Annotated in this window: 18 protein-coding genes; 12 read left to right on the top strand and 6 right to left on the bottom strand. The window is 42.0% G+C overall.

Translation table 11 applies throughout. The annotated features are described in order from the left end of the window. The first annotated feature begins 2 nt into the window (after window positions 1–2). The 3 genes from hflD to H5185_RS03305 all read left to right on the top strand — a co-directional run bounded on the left by hflD (window position 3) and on the right by H5185_RS03305 (window position 3,384). The gene (gene hflD, locus H5185_RS03315) at window positions 3–635 is read left to right on the top strand and encodes a high frequency lysogenization protein HflD (RefSeq protein ID WP_273057104.1); all 633 of its coding nucleotides are present in this window, start codon (window positions 3–5) and stop codon (window positions 633–635) included. Window positions 636–674: 39 nt separating this feature from the next. After that, entirely contained in the window at window positions 675–2,045 is a 1,371-nt protein-coding gene (gene purB, locus H5185_RS03310) for an adenylosuccinate lyase (RefSeq protein ID WP_124015866.1), read from the top strand. A 196-nt stretch (window positions 2,046–2,241) separates the two neighbouring features. Beyond that, a complete protein-coding gene (locus tag H5185_RS03305) occupies window positions 2,242–3,384 on the top strand; it encodes a cupin domain-containing protein (RefSeq protein ID WP_182741354.1) in 1,143 nt (380 codons plus the stop codon). Window positions 3,385–3,513: 129 nt separating this feature from the next. Here the strand turns inward: H5185_RS03305 and H5185_RS03300 are convergent, their stop codons facing one another. Further along, entirely contained in the window at window positions 3,514–3,954 is a 441-nt protein-coding gene (locus tag H5185_RS03300; RefSeq protein ID WP_124015864.1) for a DUF4826 family protein, read from the bottom strand. A 282-nt stretch (window positions 3,955–4,236) separates the two neighbouring features. On the opposite strand from H5185_RS03300, the gene H5185_RS03295 reads away from it, so the two are divergent. The 5 genes from H5185_RS03295 (at window position 4,237) to H5185_RS03275 (ending at window position 9,400) form a co-directional block, all read left to right on the top strand. Beyond that, window positions 4,237–5,268, top strand: coding sequence for a Glu/Leu/Phe/Val dehydrogenase dimerization domain-containing protein (locus H5185_RS03295; RefSeq protein WP_124015863.1), 1,032 nt, complete (start codon window positions 4,237–4,239; stop codon window positions 5,266–5,268). Window positions 5,269–5,464: 196 nt separating this feature from the next. Then, window positions 5,465–6,367, top strand: coding sequence for a UDP-2,3-diacylglucosamine diphosphatase (locus H5185_RS03290; protein ID WP_182722766.1), 903 nt, complete (start codon window positions 5,465–5,467; stop codon window positions 6,365–6,367). A gap of 13 nt (window positions 6,368–6,380) precedes the next feature. Further along, the gene (locus H5185_RS03285) at window positions 6,381–8,120 is read left to right on the top strand and encodes a lysophospholipid acyltransferase family protein (protein WP_124015861.1); all 1,740 of its coding nucleotides are present in this window, start codon (window positions 6,381–6,383) and stop codon (window positions 8,118–8,120) included. A 104-nt stretch (window positions 8,121–8,224) separates the two neighbouring features. Further along, complete coding sequence (locus H5185_RS03280; RefSeq protein ID WP_182697138.1) at window positions 8,225–8,683, top strand: CBS domain-containing protein; 459 nt, start codon at window positions 8,225–8,227, stop codon at window positions 8,681–8,683. Window positions 8,684–9,055: 372 nt separating this feature from the next. Beyond that, window positions 9,056–9,400 (top strand): hypothetical protein, encoded by a 345-nt coding sequence (locus H5185_RS03275; protein WP_124015859.1) that lies wholly within the window; start codon window positions 9,056–9,058, stop codon window positions 9,398–9,400. A gap of 46 nt (window positions 9,401–9,446) precedes the next feature. On the opposite strand, the gene H5185_RS03270 is transcribed toward H5185_RS03275, so the two are convergent. Further along, a complete protein-coding gene (locus H5185_RS03270) occupies window positions 9,447–10,553 on the bottom strand; it encodes an energy transducer TonB (RefSeq protein WP_182741353.1) in 1,107 nt (368 codons plus the stop codon). A gap of 252 nt (window positions 10,554–10,805) precedes the next feature. Between H5185_RS03270 and H5185_RS03265 the strand changes: the two genes are divergently transcribed. The 4 genes from H5185_RS03265 to H5185_RS03250 are packed head-to-tail and all read left to right on the top strand — an operon-like array spanning window position 10,806 to window position 13,093. Further along, complete coding sequence (locus tag H5185_RS03265; RefSeq protein WP_182741352.1) at window positions 10,806–11,543, top strand: DUF1538 domain-containing protein; 738 nt, start codon at window positions 10,806–10,808, stop codon at window positions 11,541–11,543. A 45-nt stretch (window positions 11,544–11,588) separates the two neighbouring features. Continuing rightward, window positions 11,589–12,341 (top strand): DUF1538 domain-containing protein, encoded by a 753-nt coding sequence (locus H5185_RS03260; RefSeq protein WP_182722832.1) that lies wholly within the window; start codon window positions 11,589–11,591, stop codon window positions 12,339–12,341. A 3-nt stretch (window positions 12,342–12,344) separates the two neighbouring features. Beyond that, on the top strand, window positions 12,345–12,695 hold the full coding sequence (locus tag H5185_RS03255; protein WP_124015856.1) for a P-II family nitrogen regulator: 351 nt from the start codon (window positions 12,345–12,347) through the stop codon (window positions 12,693–12,695). Continuing rightward, window positions 12,692–13,093 (top strand): CBS domain-containing protein, encoded by a 402-nt coding sequence (locus tag H5185_RS03250; protein ID WP_124015855.1) that lies wholly within the window; start codon window positions 12,692–12,694, stop codon window positions 13,091–13,093. The genes H5185_RS03255 and H5185_RS03250 overlap by 4 nt, the downstream gene beginning before the upstream one ends. Before the next feature lie 66 nt (window positions 13,094–13,159). Here H5185_RS03250 and H5185_RS03245 read toward each other — a convergent pair whose 3' ends face one another. The 4 genes from H5185_RS03245 to H5185_RS03230 form a co-directional block, all read right to left on the bottom strand. Continuing rightward, window positions 13,160–13,564: an NUDIX hydrolase gene (locus H5185_RS03245; protein WP_124015854.1), complete on the bottom strand. Its 405-nt coding sequence runs from the start codon at window positions 13,562–13,564 to the stop codon at window positions 13,160–13,162. Window positions 13,565–13,783: 219 nt separating this feature from the next. Continuing rightward, entirely contained in the window at window positions 13,784–14,203 is a 420-nt protein-coding gene (locus H5185_RS03240) for a MarR family winged helix-turn-helix transcriptional regulator (RefSeq protein WP_182741351.1), read from the bottom strand. A gap of 120 nt (window positions 14,204–14,323) precedes the next feature. Next, on the bottom strand, window positions 14,324–14,773 hold the full coding sequence (locus H5185_RS03235; RefSeq protein WP_182741350.1) for a DUF1285 domain-containing protein: 450 nt from the start codon (window positions 14,771–14,773) through the stop codon (window positions 14,324–14,326). Window positions 14,774–14,786: 13 nt separating this feature from the next. Further along, entirely contained in the window at window positions 14,787–17,834 is a 3,048-nt protein-coding gene (locus H5185_RS03230) for an FAD-binding and (Fe-S)-binding domain-containing protein (RefSeq protein WP_182741363.1), read from the bottom strand. Between the last annotated feature and the right edge of the window lie 64 nt (window positions 17,835–17,898).

Below are 17,898 nucleotides of genomic sequence, written 5' to 3'. Positions count from 1 at the left end.
CCGTGAGCCAAACTCCAGACAACATCTTGTTTGAACGCACTATGGCTTTTGCCGGTATTTTACAAGCTATCGGTCAAGTGCAGTATTTAGCCCGCCACGGTGAAAGTGACAAAGACGCCTTAGCGGCAACTCTTAACACTATTTTAGTCACCGAACCAGAATCCACGGCAGATGTGTATCAGGATAAAACCATTTTAGATAATGGTTACCAATTGATCCAAAATCAGCTTGGGGATGGCAGCAACAAAGATGTCGAAACCACTCGTTACCTTGTTGGGGTGTTAACCCTGGAACGAAAGCTTGCACGCTCGCCAAATGGTTTGGGCATGCTTGCCGAGCGCATCAATCAAGTGCATCGCCAATTAGCACACTTTGCCATTACCGATGAGCAAGTCCTGGCCAATTTTGCCAGTATTTATAGTGATGTCATCAGCGAATTAGGGCCTAAATTACAAATATCGGGTAATCCCGATTGCCTAAAACAACCTCAGGTGCAACATAAAATTCGTGCATTGCTGCTTGCAGCAATGCGCAGTGCAGTATTATGGCGTCAATTAGGTGGCAAACGCCGCCATCTGGTGTTTGCTCGCAAGGCAATATTTGACACAGCAAAACAAAGCCAAAATAACAATTAATCGAATCACCCTACAACTAAGTTCATCAAGGAGCTTCAAATGGATCTTTCCGCACTAACTGCTATCTCTCCGATAGACGGTCGTTATGGTAGCAAAACCGCCTCATTACGAGGGATTTTCAGCGAGTTCGGTCTTACTAAGTACCGTGTTCAAGTTGAAATCAATTGGTTAAAGCTATTATCTAGCTGCCCAGAGATTGAAGAAGTTCCCCCTTTTAGCGAAACCGCCCTCGCCTTGTTAGACAGCATCAAAGACAATTTTAGCGAACAAGACGCCCTGCGTATTAAGGCGATTGAAAGCACCACTAATCACGATGTAAAAGCGGTTGAGTATTTCATTAAAGAGCAAATTGCCGACAACGCCGAGCTAGTTGCTATCGATGAATTTGTGCACTTTGCCTGTACTTCTGAAGACATCAACAACTTATCTCATGGCTTAATGTTAAAAGAAGCGCGCGAGCAAGTGTTAGTACCACAGTGTCAGCAAATTATTGATGCTATCAAAAAATTAGCGCATGACAATAAAAGCGTACCGCTAATGTCGCGAACCCATGGCCAGCCAGCATCGCCATCAACACTTGGTAAAGAAATGGCTAACGTTGCTGTGCGTTTAGACCGTCAATTAAACCAAATCAACGCAGTTGAAATCATGGGTAAAATTAACGGTGCTGTGGGTAACTATAATGCCCACATTTCAGCCTACCCTGAAGTTAACTGGCATGAGCTGTCGCAACGTTTTGTAACCAGTCTTGGTATTAATTGGAACGCGTATACCACCCAAATTGAGCCGCATGATTACATTGCTGAATTGTTCGATGCCATTGCTCGTTTCAACACCATCCTAATCGATTTTGATCGTGATATTTGGGGTTATGTTGCACTAGGCCACTTTAAGCAGCGCACTATCGCTGGCGAAATTGGTTCATCAACCATGCCGCACAAAGTCAATCCAATTGATTTTGAAAACTCCGAAGGTAACTTAGGTATCGCTAACGCGCTAATGCAACACTTAGCGGCTAAATTACCGGTATCAAGATGGCAACGTGACCTAACTGACTCAACCGTATTACGTAACTTAGGCGTAGGTATGGCTCACTCGTTAATAGCTTATCAGGCGACCTTAAAAGGCATTAGCAAGTTAGAAGTCAATGAAGCACAACTTTTAGCTGAATTAGACAAAAACTGGGAAGTTCTGGCAGAACCAGTACAAACCGTTATGCGTCGTTACGGCATTGAAAAACCGTATGAGAAACTAAAAGAACTGACACGTGGTAAGCGTATTGATGCGGCACAACTTGCAGTATTTATTGATGGTCTTGAATTACCAGAACACGTAAAAGTTGAATTGAAAAAAATGACCCCAGCAAACTATATTGGCCGCGCAGAAGCCTTTGTTGATGAGCTAAAATAGTCTTACACGCTTTATGCATAACATGAGCGGTCGCATATGTGGCCGCTTTTTTATTGTATGAAATACCTGTTATTATTCTGCTGAAAATACGTTATTGTTCATTAAGACTCACTAATCTCAACTCGGATTAAGAAATGGGCTAAGTAAGCTAAATCAGAATATTGCACCTATTTATTATCCCGATCTGAGATTAACCATGTACACATTAAATATTGATACCCAAGCCTTTATTAAACAGCATTGGCAACAAAAACCACTTGTGATCAAACAGGCTTTTGTCGACTTTGACGACCCTATCGCAGCAGATGAACTTGCTGGACTTGCCTGTGAAGAAGAAATATCGTCACGTGTTGTGGTGACCAAAGGTGATGACTGGGACGTTGTTCAAGGTCCATTTGAAGACTACGACCAATTTGGTGAAGACAACTGGCAATTATTAGTCCAAGCCGTCAATCATTGGTACCCAGATTCGCAAGCTTTAGTCGAAGCGTTCCGATTTTTACCAGACTGGCGCTTTGACGACTTAATGGCATCATTTGCCACACCTGGTGGTGGTGTTGGCCCGCATATCGATAATTACGATGTGTTTATCATTCAAGGAGACGGGGAACGTCGTTGGAAAGTGGGCGATAAAGGGCAACATAAGCGCCGCGGCGATAATCCAAACTCGCCTTTGGTTGACGATTTTGAGCCGATTATTGATGTGATTTTACAAAAAGGTGATGTACTTTATATTCCACCAGGATACCCACATTGCGGCGAAACATTATCACTGGCTATGTCGTATTCCATTGGATTTAGAGCCCCAAGTCAGCAAGAGCTATTAACTGAATTAGCTGACGCGTTAATTGACAGCAACCAGGGGCAGAAGCGTTTCACGTCATCTGACGAGCCAGCAGAACCCGGCCTTATCAGCCAAACTCATCAACAAGGCATCATGGATTTATTGACGCAGTTGGCACAAGATCCTGCCAGCTACCAGACTATGTTAGGTAAATTACTCAGTCAAAATCGTTTTGAACTGGATATTTGTGAAGGCGAAGAGCCATTAACGGCTGATGATTTATTAGAAGCCATTGAACAAGGTGCGGTTATTCAACGTATCGGTGGTCTAAAAGTCTTGCGCTTAGAAAATGATAACCTACCACGTTTGTTTATTAACGGTGAAGTGTACACCTTTGCTGATGCGCCGAATGACATGCTACAACTTTTGGCCAATCAAGTGAGCATTCCCCCTAATGAGGCTCATTTATTCACTGACAATGTGGCAGCGCTAGATGTCATCACGGGATTACTCAATCAAGGATTATTCTACTTAGCAGAAGACGATTGCGAATAAGCGTCTGAGCAATAGCGTATAAGCGACTAAGCTGAGTGATGGTCATTAATCTCGCTTAGCTAAAATAATAAAAAAGGCACTAACAGTGCCTTTTTTGTGTCTGTTACGTTAGTTTGGTGACTCAGGCTGTTACGCCCACAATTTTTCATCTTGATGCATTTTATATAGACTTTCTGCACGCGACACCAATAACTGCGCAAATTTCAGTTGGGTAGCATCTTTGGTGACACCTGACTTATGCAAGTTTTCCGCTTTAAGTTGCCACATCATCGAAAAATGTCTAATCGCGTCACGAGCCGTTGCGGCCACTTTCACATCAACATAGTCCGACGGTAAATCGCCTGACATCACCCAAAAGGTTTGTTTTTTAGGTTGTTTCGATTCCATCTTCCAAATAGCTAAATAAGGTGCAAGATAACGACTTTCGTCAGCAAGGACTTTGCTTGGGATCACCCCTTTTTCAGCCAAAAAACGATTCGCCTTTTGGAATTGAGTTCGCACCCATTCTTGTCTTAATGCTTCTGGCTCTGGTGTTGGCTGTGCAACCTGTTCTGCAACTTCTTCAGTCATAATACTTCCTATCTTATTGTTATAATGCAGATTAGAACAAAAAACTTACCTGCGATTTAATCAAAAAACAATTACGTAACACAAAATACTTTACGTTTACGTAAAGTGGCAAGCTAAATTGCCACACTAATCACAAAAATAACTAAATCATGCTTTGTTGAGAGTATCTCTAAATGCTATCTTGCTGCAATAAATATAACAAGCAGTCGTTAGCACCTTATGTACTCAATTGCGTCAGGTGCCAAAACTTTACTTTAACAAGCTAGTAAACGGAGATGTCACGTGGCAGTTTTTAATCATGTTTCGTTCGATGAACACGAACAGGTGGTCTTTTGTCATGATAAGCAAAGTGGTTTAAAAGCCATCATTGCCGTACACAACACTAACCTCGGCCCAGCGGTAGGTGGTTGTCGTATGTGGAATTATCAATCGGATGATGAAGCTTTAACAGACGTATTACGCCTTTCTCGCGGTATGACTTATAAGAATGCATTGGCCGGTCTTACTATGGGTGGTGGTAAAGCGGTTATTATTGCCGATCCGAAAACCACCGACCGCGAAGCGTTATTTCTTGCATTCGGACGCTTTGTGAACAGTTTAGGCGGAAAATATTACTCAGCTGAAGATGTTGGTGTTTCAACGTCAGACATGATGATAGCCAATCGTGAAACTGAATTCGTAGCAGGTCTGGAAGGTAAATCAGGTGATCCATCACCTCTGACCGCCTTAGGCACTTACCTTGGTATTAAAGCTGCGATAAAACATCAACGAGGTATCGACAGCCTACAAGGCATTAAAGTGTCAGTGCAAGGAGTCGGTCACGTGGGTTACTACTTGTGTAAGCATTTACACGAAGCAGGCGCTGAGCTGATTGTAACCGACATTCATCAAGCTTCACTTGACCGTGTTGCTAGCGAATTTGGTGCAACTCTTGTCGCACCGCAAGATATCTATACCCAAGATGTTGATGTATATGCGCCATGCGCATTAGGTGCAACACTTAACGATACGACCTTACCATTACTCAAAGCCACCATAGTTGCCGGTTGTGCCAACAACCAGTTAGCTGAAGTTCGCCATGGTGAAAAACTCAAGCAAATGGGTATTTTGTACGCACCAGATTATGTGATAAACGCTGGCGGTATTATCAATGTGTCGTTCGAGAAAAACTATGATGCTATAGCGTCAACCGCCAAAGTAGAACAGATTTACAATACGCTACTGACCATTTTTGAGCGTGCTGATGCTGAAGATCGCACCACAGGCTCAGTTGCAGATGAAATGGCTAAAGCGATTATCGACGCGGCTCGTTAATATCAATCATTAATATGCTTGATTAAGAGTGATTTTTACTCTGATGTACAAGGAAATGCTCAGGCATTTCCTTTTTTTATGACCCAACTTAAGCAGCAAGCTTAATCAAGTTGCAACAAATCGTTCACCTTAGCGTCAAATAACTGCCCTACTCTAAGTTAACACTGACGCAATCTGTGTATTAGGGTGAAGGCAGATGAACTCCCACAGCAATAAGAGTAACCAGCAACGCCAACCGTTATCTCATTTAACTACGTCTGGGAAAATCCAGCATTTTCATGCACTGTGGATTTCTGATGTGCATTTAGGCAGCATAGATTGCAAAGCAGAATTTTTATTACATTTTCTAAATCATAGCCAGTGCCAATATTTGTATCTGGTGGGCGATATTATTGATATTTGGGCATTAAAAAAACGGGTCTTTTGGCCTGAAAGTCATAACAACGTCATCCAGAAAATCCTCGAACTGGCCAGTAATGGCACTCAAGTTATCTATATCCCCGGTAATCACGATGAAGCGTTTAAAAGCTACGCAGATAGTCACTTTAGAGGCATTACCCTCGCCAAACAGTATGTCCATCAGTCCATTAATGGCAAACGCTTTTTAATTCTTCATGGTGATCAATTTGACGCCCAAGTTTGTGTCAGCAGGATCTACGCTAAATTAGGTGACCATTTATATGATGTTTTACTTTGGTCAAACCGCCAATTACACAGTGTTAGAAGCTGTTTAGGATATCCGTATTGGTCATTAGCCAGCTATATAAAGCTGCGGGTCAATAAAGCCCAACAAGCCATTAATCAGTATCGAGATGCAGTACTTCGCTATTGTGCTAAACAACAGGTCGACATGGTTATCTGTGGTCATATCCATCAACCAGAGTTATCACAGCACACTATCAATAATCGCACTATCACCTATGCCAATGATGGCGACTGGGTCGAAAATTGTACCTTAATTGCTGAAACCCTGACGGGTAACGTGGAGTTGCTCAAGTGGGATGAGCAAACGTTACAAGCAAAAGTTGTCAACACGATTTATTTCGGCGCTTCACAAACCGAGTTAATCATTACGCCTCAGCCCCAACACGTTGCATAAATAAGGCTAAAATATGATATTTTCTGTCGATAATGTAGTAGAAAAAAACCTGCCCAATGTGCATAACAAGCCTTGGTTAGCCGTGCCAACAAGAGCAATGTTGCGCTATTTACTGCATGAAAAGCAGTGTAACGACATGGCCAATGAACACGCGCATTTATCCGGCGTCGATTTTGTTGAACAAATTCTTGCATGTTTAAATTTCAGTTACAGTGTGCCTAATAACGAAATTGAAAATATTCCTATCGAAGGCCGTGTGGTGATCTATGCTAATCACCCTATTGGTTCGTTAGACGCATTAGCGTTAATCAAATTAATTAGCCAAGTTAGACCAGACATCAAAGTCGTTGCCAATGAATTACTCATGGCCATTAAGCCACTGCATTCAATTTTATTGCCAGTACGCAATATGACTGGCGGTACGCCGAAACAGCACTTAAATGAAATCCATCATCACCTTAACAACGAAGGTGCGGTGTTAATTTTCCCCTCAGGTGAAGTATCACGCTTGCGCCCTACAGGCGTAACAGACTTACATTGGCACAGTGGTTTTTTGAAAATGGCCCGCGCGTGTAATGCACCGCTTTTACCTATATTTGTTGATGCAAAAAACTCAGCCACATTTTATGGTGCATCAATGATCTACAAACCATTAGCCACCTTGCTGCTGGTTAAAGAAATGTTTAAGCAGATGGACCATGTGATGCCGGTGAGAATTGGGCAATTAATTGCCAAGGAAGTGGTCGGCAGCCAAGACTTCCCCCTTAAAACCAAAGTAAAACTGCTTAAAAATCATTTATACCGCATTGGTAAAAATCGCAGCCCATTATTTATAACTCAGAATGCCATTGCCCATCCAGAAAAACGCAGTGAGCTTCAACAAGCGCTACAACAATGTGAATTACTGGGGCAGACCCAAGACAACAAACAAATCTATTTATACAAGCATAGTCAAAGCAGTGCGATTATGCGTGAGATTGGCAGGCTTCGTGAAATTGCATTTAGAGCGGTGGGCGAAGGTACAGGTAAGCGACGTGATACCGACAAATATGATAATCATTACTATCATTTAGTGTTATGGGACAAGGATGAGTTAGAGATTGTTGGCTCTTACCGTTTTGCCAGTGCCAAAATGCTACATGAAACCATTGGTAAAAACAGCCTCTATAGTCAGTCATTATTTGAATACCACGATGCGTTTGCTCCCTATTTTGACCAAGGACTCGAGCTAGGTCGCAGTTTTGTGCAACCTAAATATTGGGGGCGTCGTAGCTTAGAATATTTATGGCAAGGTATTGGGGCATTTTTAATTAACAATCCCCAGTATCGTTTCCTCTTTGGTCCAGTATCATTAAGCGACAATTTACCCGTACAAGCCAAAGAAATGTTGGTGTTTTTTTATAAACATCAATTTGCTACCCAAGATGTTTTAGCCAGCTCATTTAATTCATATCAATTCACTGACGAACGTCAGCATCAATTACACCAGCTATTTAATGGCAGTGACTATGCTGAAAACTTTAAAATACTCAAACGGACACTTGCAAATATGGCTGTATCAGTACCGACACTATTTAAGCAATATGGTGAACTGTGTGATAACCAAGGCGTTCAGTTTTTAGACTTTGGTATTGATGCAGAGTTTGGTGACTGTATCGATGGTTTAGTGTTAGTCGATATCCATCAATTAAAACCGATTAAATATCAAAAATATTTAGCGGGGCATTTACCCGAAAACAAAATTGCATCGTGAGCCAATCGCGCACTAACCTGAGTAAGCAACTGTCATTGGCCGTTAAATGATTGTTACACTGATATTTATCTGATATAAAAGAATAAATATGTGGAGAATCGCTTATGACAACTTCTACCGAAATGCTGACAGAGACATTATCAGATAGCACGACTAACCGTATCAGTGTCTCGGACATCATGACAACTCGAGTGGTTACCATAGAAATGGATGATCGCCTGGTACTTGCCAAAGAAATTTTTGACAATGTCAGCTTTCATCATTTGCTCGTGGTTGATAACGAGAAATTGAGTGGCATCTTGTCTCATCGGGACTTTTTACGGGCGCTTAGTCCTAATATTGGTACCGCAGCTGAGCTCATTCGAGACACAGAAACCCTGCAAAAAAGGGTTCATCAAGTCATGACTCACAACCCGATCACTATTGCCCCTCATTGCGATATTAACCAAGCAACTAAAATGATTCTAGACAATGATATAGGCTGCTTACCAGTATTAGAAAACAACATCATTGTCGGTATTATTACTTGGAAAGATCTATTAAATGCCTATTGCGTTCGATAAATTCTGATGACCATCTCGCTGAAGCGATGGCTAATATTAGCAATCAACGTCATAGCAAAATCTAATTAACCCTCCAGATATACTACTCGTAATGCTGCTGTTTGAATTATGCTTGTCGTCGCTTTTTTACCCGCTAACTTAATTGCTTATTGTGCCACTCCCGGCACGCTTAATTCATCATAGATAGCTAATATTAAGGCGTACATAAAACCCATTTTTGCAACCGAATCTGTAAAAAATAAATATTATTAAGCTGGCCAACTAGATAGCTACATTTCGTAAATTGTTCATATTTATATGCTGGAAAATGTCACATTACTCTGCTTTTATTGTACACAGGGCTCGCGAGTATCATGTGATAAGGACGGCATTATGATTAAGTTTACTTACCATCTCAATCAAGACAATATTGAGCTACAAGCAAGTAATTGGTGTGGACTAGAGCGGGTATTTATTAACGGCAAAGTCGTGTCACGAAAATTCAACTTTGGCCTACAAAGTATGCATGACGTGCTGCTTAATAATGGTAAAAAATGCCGATTCCAATTAATTGTTGATCCACAGACAGAATTAGTCTCGTGCCGTATTTATAAACAAAACCAACTCGTTACTATTTTAAAGCAAGGTAAAAAACAGCTACAAAAAAGCCAGTTTCTGATTGAAACTAGCTTTGTTGTCTTGTGCATTGCCATGTTGAGCGTGTATTGGCTGAGTTAACTAAACATATCTAATGGGATTAGTATAAAACCAGCTGATTGAGCTATTAACCTATAGTGAACTCAAGCTGGACAGTAGACTTTGCTTCTGTTGGCTTGCCATCAACAAATTTAGGTGCATAACGCCACTGGCTAAGTGCTTCTATCGATTCTTTTTCAAACTGGACACCACCTTTAGAGTCAATAATCTCCGGCGATTTAACAAAGCCATTTGCATCAACCGTAAACTCAACTTGCACCCAACCAGATTTTCTTCTTTGGGCATATGATTGAGGGTAATTAGGTGGTTTTCTAAATAACGGGGTTTGTTCTTGTTGGTCATTCCATGGAGTCATTTTACCAATTGCAACGCAATGCTCAGTAGCTTTATCGCCAAGGCCTTTTTGTTCATACAGTTTCACTAACAAGGCATGCGCACGAAGCTCATAGGGATGACTATAAGGCAATGCCTGATATTGTTTGATAACTTCAACTAAATTGTCGATAGCTTGAGTTGGCTTACCCATAGCTTCATATAACGCACCAGCTAGGTAAGTAGCATCAACTCGTTTTATGGCATCTTCTGGTAATTTACGGCTATAAATATCATAAGCATCAAACGCAAAATCTCTCACTTTACGAGTATAATACTCGGTGCGTGATAAGCGATGAAACGCGATGAGTTTCACTTCGGCAACCGTCAACTGATTGTCAGCTTTATCAGCAATCTCAATTGCTTCAAATAATAACGTTTTCGCGTATTTATCATCTGTTGTCGATTCAGCTAACCCAACCAAAGGATCAATTAACTCGATGCCATTATCCGTCACGTTTTCTCGGTATACGGCTAATGCAGATGTAAATAATTGATGCGCCTTAAGTGTCGCTTCATCTTCAATAACACGACCCTGATTGTTGTTCTTTGGTTCAACCATTAACGCATTTGCATAATTGATGGCTAACTTAGCGCTATCAAAGCTATCTTGACCAAACTTGATTTGGCCTAACTCATAGGCTTGTTGCGCATATTTCAGCGTATCTTGGTTATTGTGGCTTTCAAGAGAAACATTGTATTGCTGGTAAGCTTGAGAAAAGCTGTCTATGTCGGCAGGTTCTGCATAAGCAAACTGACTCACAAACGCCGCGGCTATTGATATACGTAAAAGTGTTTTCATTACTGTCTAAATCCTTTTTATTTTTTATCCTTGGCCCTTCGTCATTCTTTGCACAATGTGAGCCATTATCGATATCTTAAACAGTTTGGATCATTTTTATGACTCACGTCAACTTAATGAAAACTTTTGTAAACAATATGTTGTTTAATCTCTCTTAATTGCCAAACTGAATGACGCCGCCTACGATGGTATAGGCCCATATAATAACACCGGCACCAATGATAATAATGACCAAAAACTACAGGAGCCAAGATGTCAGCCATCATGAAATTGCTCCACGCCATGCTAAGCAGTTTTAAAGATCTTATTCCGATTATCTTAGTGGTCAGTTTTTTTGAACTATTTGTACTTCATCAAGCACCGGCAGAACTTGGCTCTATTCTTGTGGGGATAGTGTTTGTTGTATTAGGCTTGACCTTTTTTGTCTTTGGTTTAGAAATGGGCTTATTTCCTATAGGCGAATCACTTGCAGAAGCCCTGGCCCGAAAAGGCAGTGTATTTTGGTTAATTATTTTCTCTTTCTCATTAGGTTTTGGGACCACATTAGCAGAGCCAGCACTGACTGCCGTGGCAAACGAAGCCGCACAGGTTGCCGCTGATGCTGGCGCCATAGAATCCAATGGACAAGCAATGAGCTCATATTCCATGGGATTAAGGTTAACTGTTGCCGTTTCGGTTGGGCTCGCGATTTTACTGGGGGTGATCCGTATCCTTAAAGGTTGGCCAATTCATTATCTTATTATTGGCGGTTACGTATTGGTGATGATCCTTACCAGCTTTGCTCCAGCTAATATCATAGGTATTGCTTACGACTCTGGCGGCGTCACTACATCGACCATTACGGTTCCGTTAGTCACCGCTCTGGGCGTTGGCTTAGCCAGCGTCATTAAAGGCCGTAATCCGATGATTGATGGCTTTGGTTTGATTGCTTTTGCCAGCCTTAGTCCGATGATTTTTGTATTGCTGTACGGCATGGTATTTTTAAATTAAGTAGTATCATCAAAAGAAGAAGGCGTATATTTGTTTAATGAACTGATGTCCACTCTGTTACTGACCGCTCGCGATGTGATCCCCATTGCGGTGATTTTGTTTGGCTTTCAATTAGGCGTACTAAAACGTCCCGTTAGCCAATGGCGCAAAGTACTACTCGGCTTTGTGTATGTCATTATTGGGCTAACATTTTTCTTAGTAGGCTTACAACTTGCGCTATTCCCTATTGGTGAAAGCATGGCCAATCAACTCACCACCAGCGCATTTTTACATCCTGACGGTAATAATACGCCGTTCATTTGGCAAGACTATTTTTGGGTGTATGTATTTGCTGCAGCAATAGGTTTTAGTACCACAATTGCTGAACCCTCACTCATAGCTGTGGCCATTAAAGCTAACCAAGTGTCCGGTGGCACCATAGGCATTCAAGGTTTGCGAATGTCAGTGGCACTTGGAGTCGCTATCGGCATCACTTTAGGCTGTTTTCGCATTGTGGTTGGCGACCCCATTCATTACTACATTATGGCCGGCTACGTGGTGGTGGTGATCCAAACATTTTACGCCCCTAAAATGATTGTGCCATTAGCCTATGACTCCGGAGGCGTAACAACCTCTACTGTGACTGTTCCGCTTGTCGCCGCATTAGGCCTTGGGCTTGCTACTAATGTTGAAGGGCGTAATCCATTGATTGATGGGTTTGGTTTAATCGCCTTTGCCAGCTTATTTCCGATGATCACTGTGATGGGCTATGCCCAAGTGGTTGATTACTTATCAAAACGAAAAGCCATTAAGGAGTAACCTATGCGCTTTAAATTAATTGTCGCCTTTGTCGATGATGACTGTACCGACAAGGTACTCGATGCAGCGCGTATCGCTGGCGCAACTGGCGCTACGGTAATTAATCATGCCCGAGGTGAAGGATTAGAAAAAAAGAAAACCTTTATGGGACTGACCTTAGATGTGCAGCGGGATGTGATCTTATGGCTGGTAGAAGAACACATGAGTCGGCATATTCTAGAAACTATTGCAAAAGTAGGTGAATTTGACACCAATTCTGGTAAAGGTATTGCGATTCAAATTGATGTTGAAGACGCCGTTGGTGTGGCGCATCAAGTTGAAAAGCTAAGTAAAGACATTGAGGATCAAATATGAGTAGCACAATCCCGACTCGCAATCGCGATGTAATGAATAACCATTACGCTATGATCGATGGAATGCATACGGTAGCAGAAGCCATTGAAGTTGCCGTCAGTAAAAAAGTGAACATTTTAGTGGTCAATAAGCGCAATGAACATGACGAATATGGCATGGTATTAATGAGTGATATTGCCCGAAAAGTTTTAGCCAGGGACAAATCACCTGAGCGCACCAACATTTATGAAATCATGATTAAACCGGTATTTGCTGTTTCTGCAGACATGGATGTGCGCTATACCGCACGCTTATTTGAACGTTTCAATATAAACAAAGCTCCAGTGATTGAATCTGGTAATATTTTAGGCTTTGTCGCTTACGATGACATAGTATTAAAAGGAATGTTCAACCCATAATCTTATGCCAATGTATTGTTAATTGATTGACGATAAAGATAACCACTGTTGTGAGCCTTAGCGGTATTAGAAGGCAGCACTAGTCACCACACCACTAAAAGCTAAACACTCATTGATTCGCTGTTGTTGCACTGCAGGTAGATCGGCAACAGCGAAATAAGCATATTCACTGTGTTCATCACTTAAGATAATTTGAGCCGACTCTGGTAGCTGGCAACGAAATATAAACGCTTGAGATTGATAAGCACTGTGAAAGTACACCCCAGAGAGATAATTTATCGTCACAGCATAACCCAGCTCTTCCATACATTCACGCTGCAGCGCCTGATGTATGGTTTCATTAGGATCAAGCCCACCACCAGGCAGACCCCAATGTTTATTACCATAATTGGCTTTTAACAACAGCACTTGTCCATCGTCATTGGTGATCACCGCATGGGAACTGAGTCTAAATAAATCGTTAAAAGCCATGATGGTTTTCTCATTAGAAATAGATATGGTTACTGGCTAACTTCCATTCAATAAATGAATAAATGAGCATCGCGATAAATGATGTACAAAAATGCGGGGGGCTGCAAAAAACCTTGGTTGATCCTTGTTGCTCGCCCTTTAGCTATTGCAGGATAGAAACTGGCAAGCTTCATTTTGCCTCGGTGAAGCCCTATGGTCTTAGTAACCAAAAACAATATGTTATTGGTTAAATTTATTCACTTTATTCAACAAACGCATAAACTCGTACTGCTCAGAATCTGTCAGCGCTTCTAAAAATCGTTCATTAACCCACGCAGCCTCGTGAAGTAAATCTTGTTGCAACGCTTTACCGTTGTCGGTTAGAAATATTTGAAATGCACGGCGGTTGTCCGCTTCTTGATGACGGGTAATGAACCCCTGAACTTGCAGATGGTCGAGCAGACGGGTCATGGTGTAATTTGCCACATCACAACGTTTAGAAAGCTCAGTTTGGCTTAAGCCCTCTTCTTGCCACAAGGTAAACAATACCGGCCAAAGTTTACTGTCTAAATCGTAGCGCTTTAAGCGCGTATCGATTTCTTGCTGCAAAGCAATATTCAGATGAGAAATCAGGTAACTTAAACTTTCAAAGCGTTTCAAATGAAACCTCCTACATCGTCAGTGGGATGTTTTGGCCCTATTACCATATTGGCCTATACAGCAGCTAACCACACTTGAACATGTTTACATTACCATCTCTATACGTTAAAAAAAGCGCTTTTAGTCAAAAGATAAATATTCATTAATATAACGATAGTAGCAGGCTCGATTCAATTGCCCGACCAAGCCGCGAACTAATGGTACATATATACCATCATCGGTGACTATGATATCAGCACGATCAACAACGGAATGCTGTTTACCTATGCTATTGGTAAATATCAGCTTAATACTGTCATTAACATCAACAGAATTAGCTTGATAGTCCACCAGCAGTAAAGGATATGCCTCAACAGAGACTCTCACCTTCTCCACCGGAGTCATTAAGAAATACTCGCCATCGATACAATGTAAAATACTGCTGAATAAAGCCGCAAATTTTGCGGGCAACGGACTGTCTAAATATAACCAATCGCCATTAGCTTGGATGTGAAACAGTGCATCATCATTGCACAGCGCCACTCCATCAGGCTGGGTAAACGAAGCTAATGCTGCTGTTTCATCTGTCATTATGCTGATACCTTTATGCCATTAACTTGAGCAAGGCTTCAATTGGGTGCTGAGGTTTAAAGCCTGCAAAGCGCTTAACTTGACTACGACAAGAATAGCCCGACACCAAAACTTGACTTTGTTCAGCTATTTTTTCAATGCTAGATTGCCAAGACATTTCAAACAGTTTTTCAGAGCGTTCAAGGTTTTCAAGTTCATGGCCGTAGGTGCCAGCCATCCCACAACAGCCTAAATTAACACTGCTCAAGTTTGCGCCAAAATGATTAAAAATGGCTTTCCATTCATTAGCGGTATTAGGCTTTGCGGTAGATTCTGTACAATGACTAAACCAGGTATATTGTGGCGCATCATTGGCTAACGTTGTCGCTTCTTTTCGATTTGCAACAACATCCATTAACCATTCATTGGCTAATAGCACCTCAAAGGGACCACGGCGCATGCCGAGGGCTTCTTTATACTCATCGCGATAACACAATACCAAAGCAGGGTCTAAGCCGACCATCGGCATACCAAGGGCATGTACACGGTTTAAGAAATCAGCACTGTTTTGCGCTGTTTTGGCAAACTTGTCTAAAAAGCCTTTTATATGGGTCGGTTTACCATTGGGTTTAAATGGCAGTAAAACCGGCTTAAAGCCGAGCTTTTCGATTAATTGAATAAAGCGATAAACTAAGTCAGCATCATAAAAGCTGTTAAACGGGTCTTGTACAACTAGCACATACTGATTGCGCTGGTCTTCTGGGATGGTGTACAAAGAATCCAAATCATAACCACGACTAGAATGCCCGTCTAAACGCTGTTTAAGTGTCGGCACAGATAGTTGGGGGGCATCAACATACCCAATCGTTTTTTTAATCACCCATTTACTCAACGGATTTTGCGAAGCTAAATTAGTCAATTTAGGCATAGCTGCCATTAACGGCAATGAATCTTCGATTCCTGCAACCAGATAATCTTTAGCCGGACGCAAATAACGTTTGTAGTAAATATTGAAAAACTGCGCCCTAAACTTTGGTACATCGACCTTAACCGGACACTGACCTGAACAAGCTTTACAGGCTAAACAGCCTTTAAGAGATTCCATGACTTCGTGCGAATAGTCATAATCACGTTGGTTATTTAAGGTATTTTGAGTACGTTGCATCCAGCCAAGTGGCTTCGACTTTGCCAGCGCGTCAACATCAACGCCTTCAGCTTCAAGCAAACGTAACCATTCACGCATTAACCCGGCACGCCCTTTTGGTGATTGTACTCGATCACCAGTGACCTTAAACGACGGACACATAGGCGAATAGCTGCTGTAGTTAAAACACAATCCATTACCATTACAGTTCATCACGTCAGGAAAAGCATTACGCACTTGCACTGGGATTTGTCTATCGAAACTGCCACGTTTGGCACTGTCAACATTAAACAGTAGTGGGCCAGATTGAGGTGGCGCGACTAATTTACCAGGGTTTAAGCGATTGTCAGGGTCAAATAATCCTTTAATCTGTTCAAGTACTCCGTAGAGTTCTTCGCCAAACACCGCGGGGCCATATTCACCGCGAACCCCTTTGCCGTGTTCGCCCCACATTAAACCGCCATATTTTAGCGTTAATGCAGCCACTTGATCAGATATCACTTTGAGTAATTGTTCATCGGCGACATCGCACATATCAAGCGCCGGACGCACATGAAGTACGCCTGCATCGACATGACCAAACATGCCGTACTGCAAATTATGGCTATCAAGCAGTGCCCGAAACTCCATAATATAGTCGGCTAAGTGTTCTGGAGGCACCGCGGTATCTTCAGCAAAGGCTAGCGGCTTACGGGTGCCTTTGGTGGCACCTAATAAGCCAACGGCCTTTTTACGCATGGCGTAAATACTGTCAATATCACTTCTGTGGGTAATGATTTGAAAACCGACTAAACCAAACTGAGGTTGACTGAGTTGTCCGCTGAGCATTTCTTCTAATAGGGAAACTTTATGTTTAACTTCATCATCTTCACCAGCAAATTCAACCATGTTAAGACCTTCGATGATCTTATTCGGTACGGCTTTAATGTGATCGGCCACCGAGTGCCAAATAATGTCTTCGCGAGCAAGGTTAAGTACCTTGGAATCAACAGTCTCAACAACTGTGGCACTGGCTTTAACTAATGATGGGGCATGACGTAACGCTGACTCAAAGGAGTCATACTTAATATTCACCATCATGCGCGTTTTCGGTAATGGCGTTAGATTAAGCTTGGTTTCGGTGAGCACCGCCAGCGTCCCTTCGGAGCCAGCTAAAATGCGCGATAAATCAAACTGGCTTAGGTCGTCATTCCACACGTGCTTTAAATCATAACCAGTTAAAAATCGGTTCAATTTAGGGAAACGTTCAATAATGGTGTCACGTTTTTGTAAGCATAAAGCTGCTACTTGGCTAGCAATGGCATTGCCAAGTTGATTAGCAGCAAAAGGGTGTTGATCAACTTTGTCATGATCTATCGGCGTAGTAGTGAGTACACTGCCATCAATGAGAACACTGGTTAGTCCTAAGACATGATCCGATGTTTTACCGTAAACCAGTGACCCCGCACCAGAGGCATCGGTGTTAACCATGCCGCCAACTGTCGCGCGGTTTGACGTAGATAAATCTGGACTAAAAAAGAAGCCGTGCGGGCGCAAAGCATCATTTAACGCATCTTTGACTACGCCTGCTTGTACCCTAGCCCAACCCTCTTTGACATTAATCTCGAGTACTTGGTTCATGTGCCGCGACACATCTAAAATCAAGCCGTGGGTTAATGACTGGCCATTAGTTCCCGTTCCACCGCCGCGCGCACTGAAAGTCACAGCTTTGTATTGAGGTTGCGCCGCTAACGATAATACCAACTCGACATCTTGTTGATGTAAAGGATAAATCACCGCTTGTGGCAAAAATTGATACACAGAATTATCGGTTGCCTGAATAAGCCGCGCACTGTAGCGCTTGTCTATTTCACCTTCAAACTCGCTTTGCTCCAGCGCGTCAAGATACTCAAGATAGATAGGTTCTAATGTTTGTTTATGTGATAGTAAAGGTAACATAGAGGACTTATTATTTATTGGCATATTGCAGCCATTATAAACAAAAAAAAGCCGCTAAAAAGCG

The organism is Shewanella sp. SG44-6, assembly GCF_014164185.1.
Classification (GTDB): Bacteria; Pseudomonadota; Gammaproteobacteria; order Enterobacterales; family Shewanellaceae; genus Shewanella; species Shewanella vesiculosa.
This window is presented reverse-complemented; position numbering and strand designations above follow the sequence as displayed.

Bases quoted from the DNA above. Each gene is read 5' to 3' on its own strand.
- purB (WP_124015866.1), top strand. From the start codon at position 675: ATGGATCTTTCCGCACTAACTGCTATCTCTCCGATAGACGGTCGTTAT.
- H5185_RS03305 (WP_182741354.1), top strand. From the start codon at position 2,242: ATGTACACATTAAATATTGATACCCAAGCCTTTATTAAACAGCATTGG.
- H5185_RS03300 (WP_124015864.1), bottom strand. From the start codon at position 3,954: ATGACTGAAGAAGTTGCAGAACAGGTTGCACAGCCAACACCAGAGCCA.
- H5185_RS03290 (WP_182722766.1), top strand. From the start codon at position 5,465: ATGAACTCCCACAGCAATAAGAGTAACCAGCAACGCCAACCGTTATCT.
- H5185_RS03285 (WP_124015861.1), top strand. From the start codon at position 6,381: ATGATATTTTCTGTCGATAATGTAGTAGAAAAAAACCTGCCCAATGTG.
- H5185_RS03280 (WP_182697138.1), top strand. From the start codon at position 8,225: ATGACAACTTCTACCGAAATGCTGACAGAGACATTATCAGATAGCACG.
- H5185_RS03275 (WP_124015859.1), top strand. From the start codon at position 9,056: ATGATTAAGTTTACTTACCATCTCAATCAAGACAATATTGAGCTACAA.
- H5185_RS03270 (WP_182741353.1), bottom strand. From the start codon at position 10,553: ATGAAAACACTTTTACGTATATCAATAGCCGCGGCGTTTGTGAGTCAG.
- H5185_RS03265 (WP_182741352.1), top strand. From the start codon at position 10,806: ATGTCAGCCATCATGAAATTGCTCCACGCCATGCTAAGCAGTTTTAAA.
- H5185_RS03260 (WP_182722832.1), top strand. From the start codon at position 11,589: ATGTCCACTCTGTTACTGACCGCTCGCGATGTGATCCCCATTGCGGTG.
- H5185_RS03255 (WP_124015856.1), top strand. From the start codon at position 12,345: ATGCGCTTTAAATTAATTGTCGCCTTTGTCGATGATGACTGTACCGAC.
- H5185_RS03250 (WP_124015855.1), top strand. From the start codon at position 12,692: ATGAGTAGCACAATCCCGACTCGCAATCGCGATGTAATGAATAACCAT.
- H5185_RS03245 (WP_124015854.1), bottom strand. From the start codon at position 13,564: ATGGCTTTTAACGATTTATTTAGACTCAGTTCCCATGCGGTGATCACC.
- H5185_RS03235 (WP_182741350.1), bottom strand. From the start codon at position 14,773: ATGACAGATGAAACAGCAGCATTAGCTTCGTTTACCCAGCCTGATGGA.
- H5185_RS03230 (WP_182741363.1), bottom strand. From the start codon at position 17,834: ATGTTACCTTTACTATCACATAAACAAACATTAGAACCTATCTATCTT.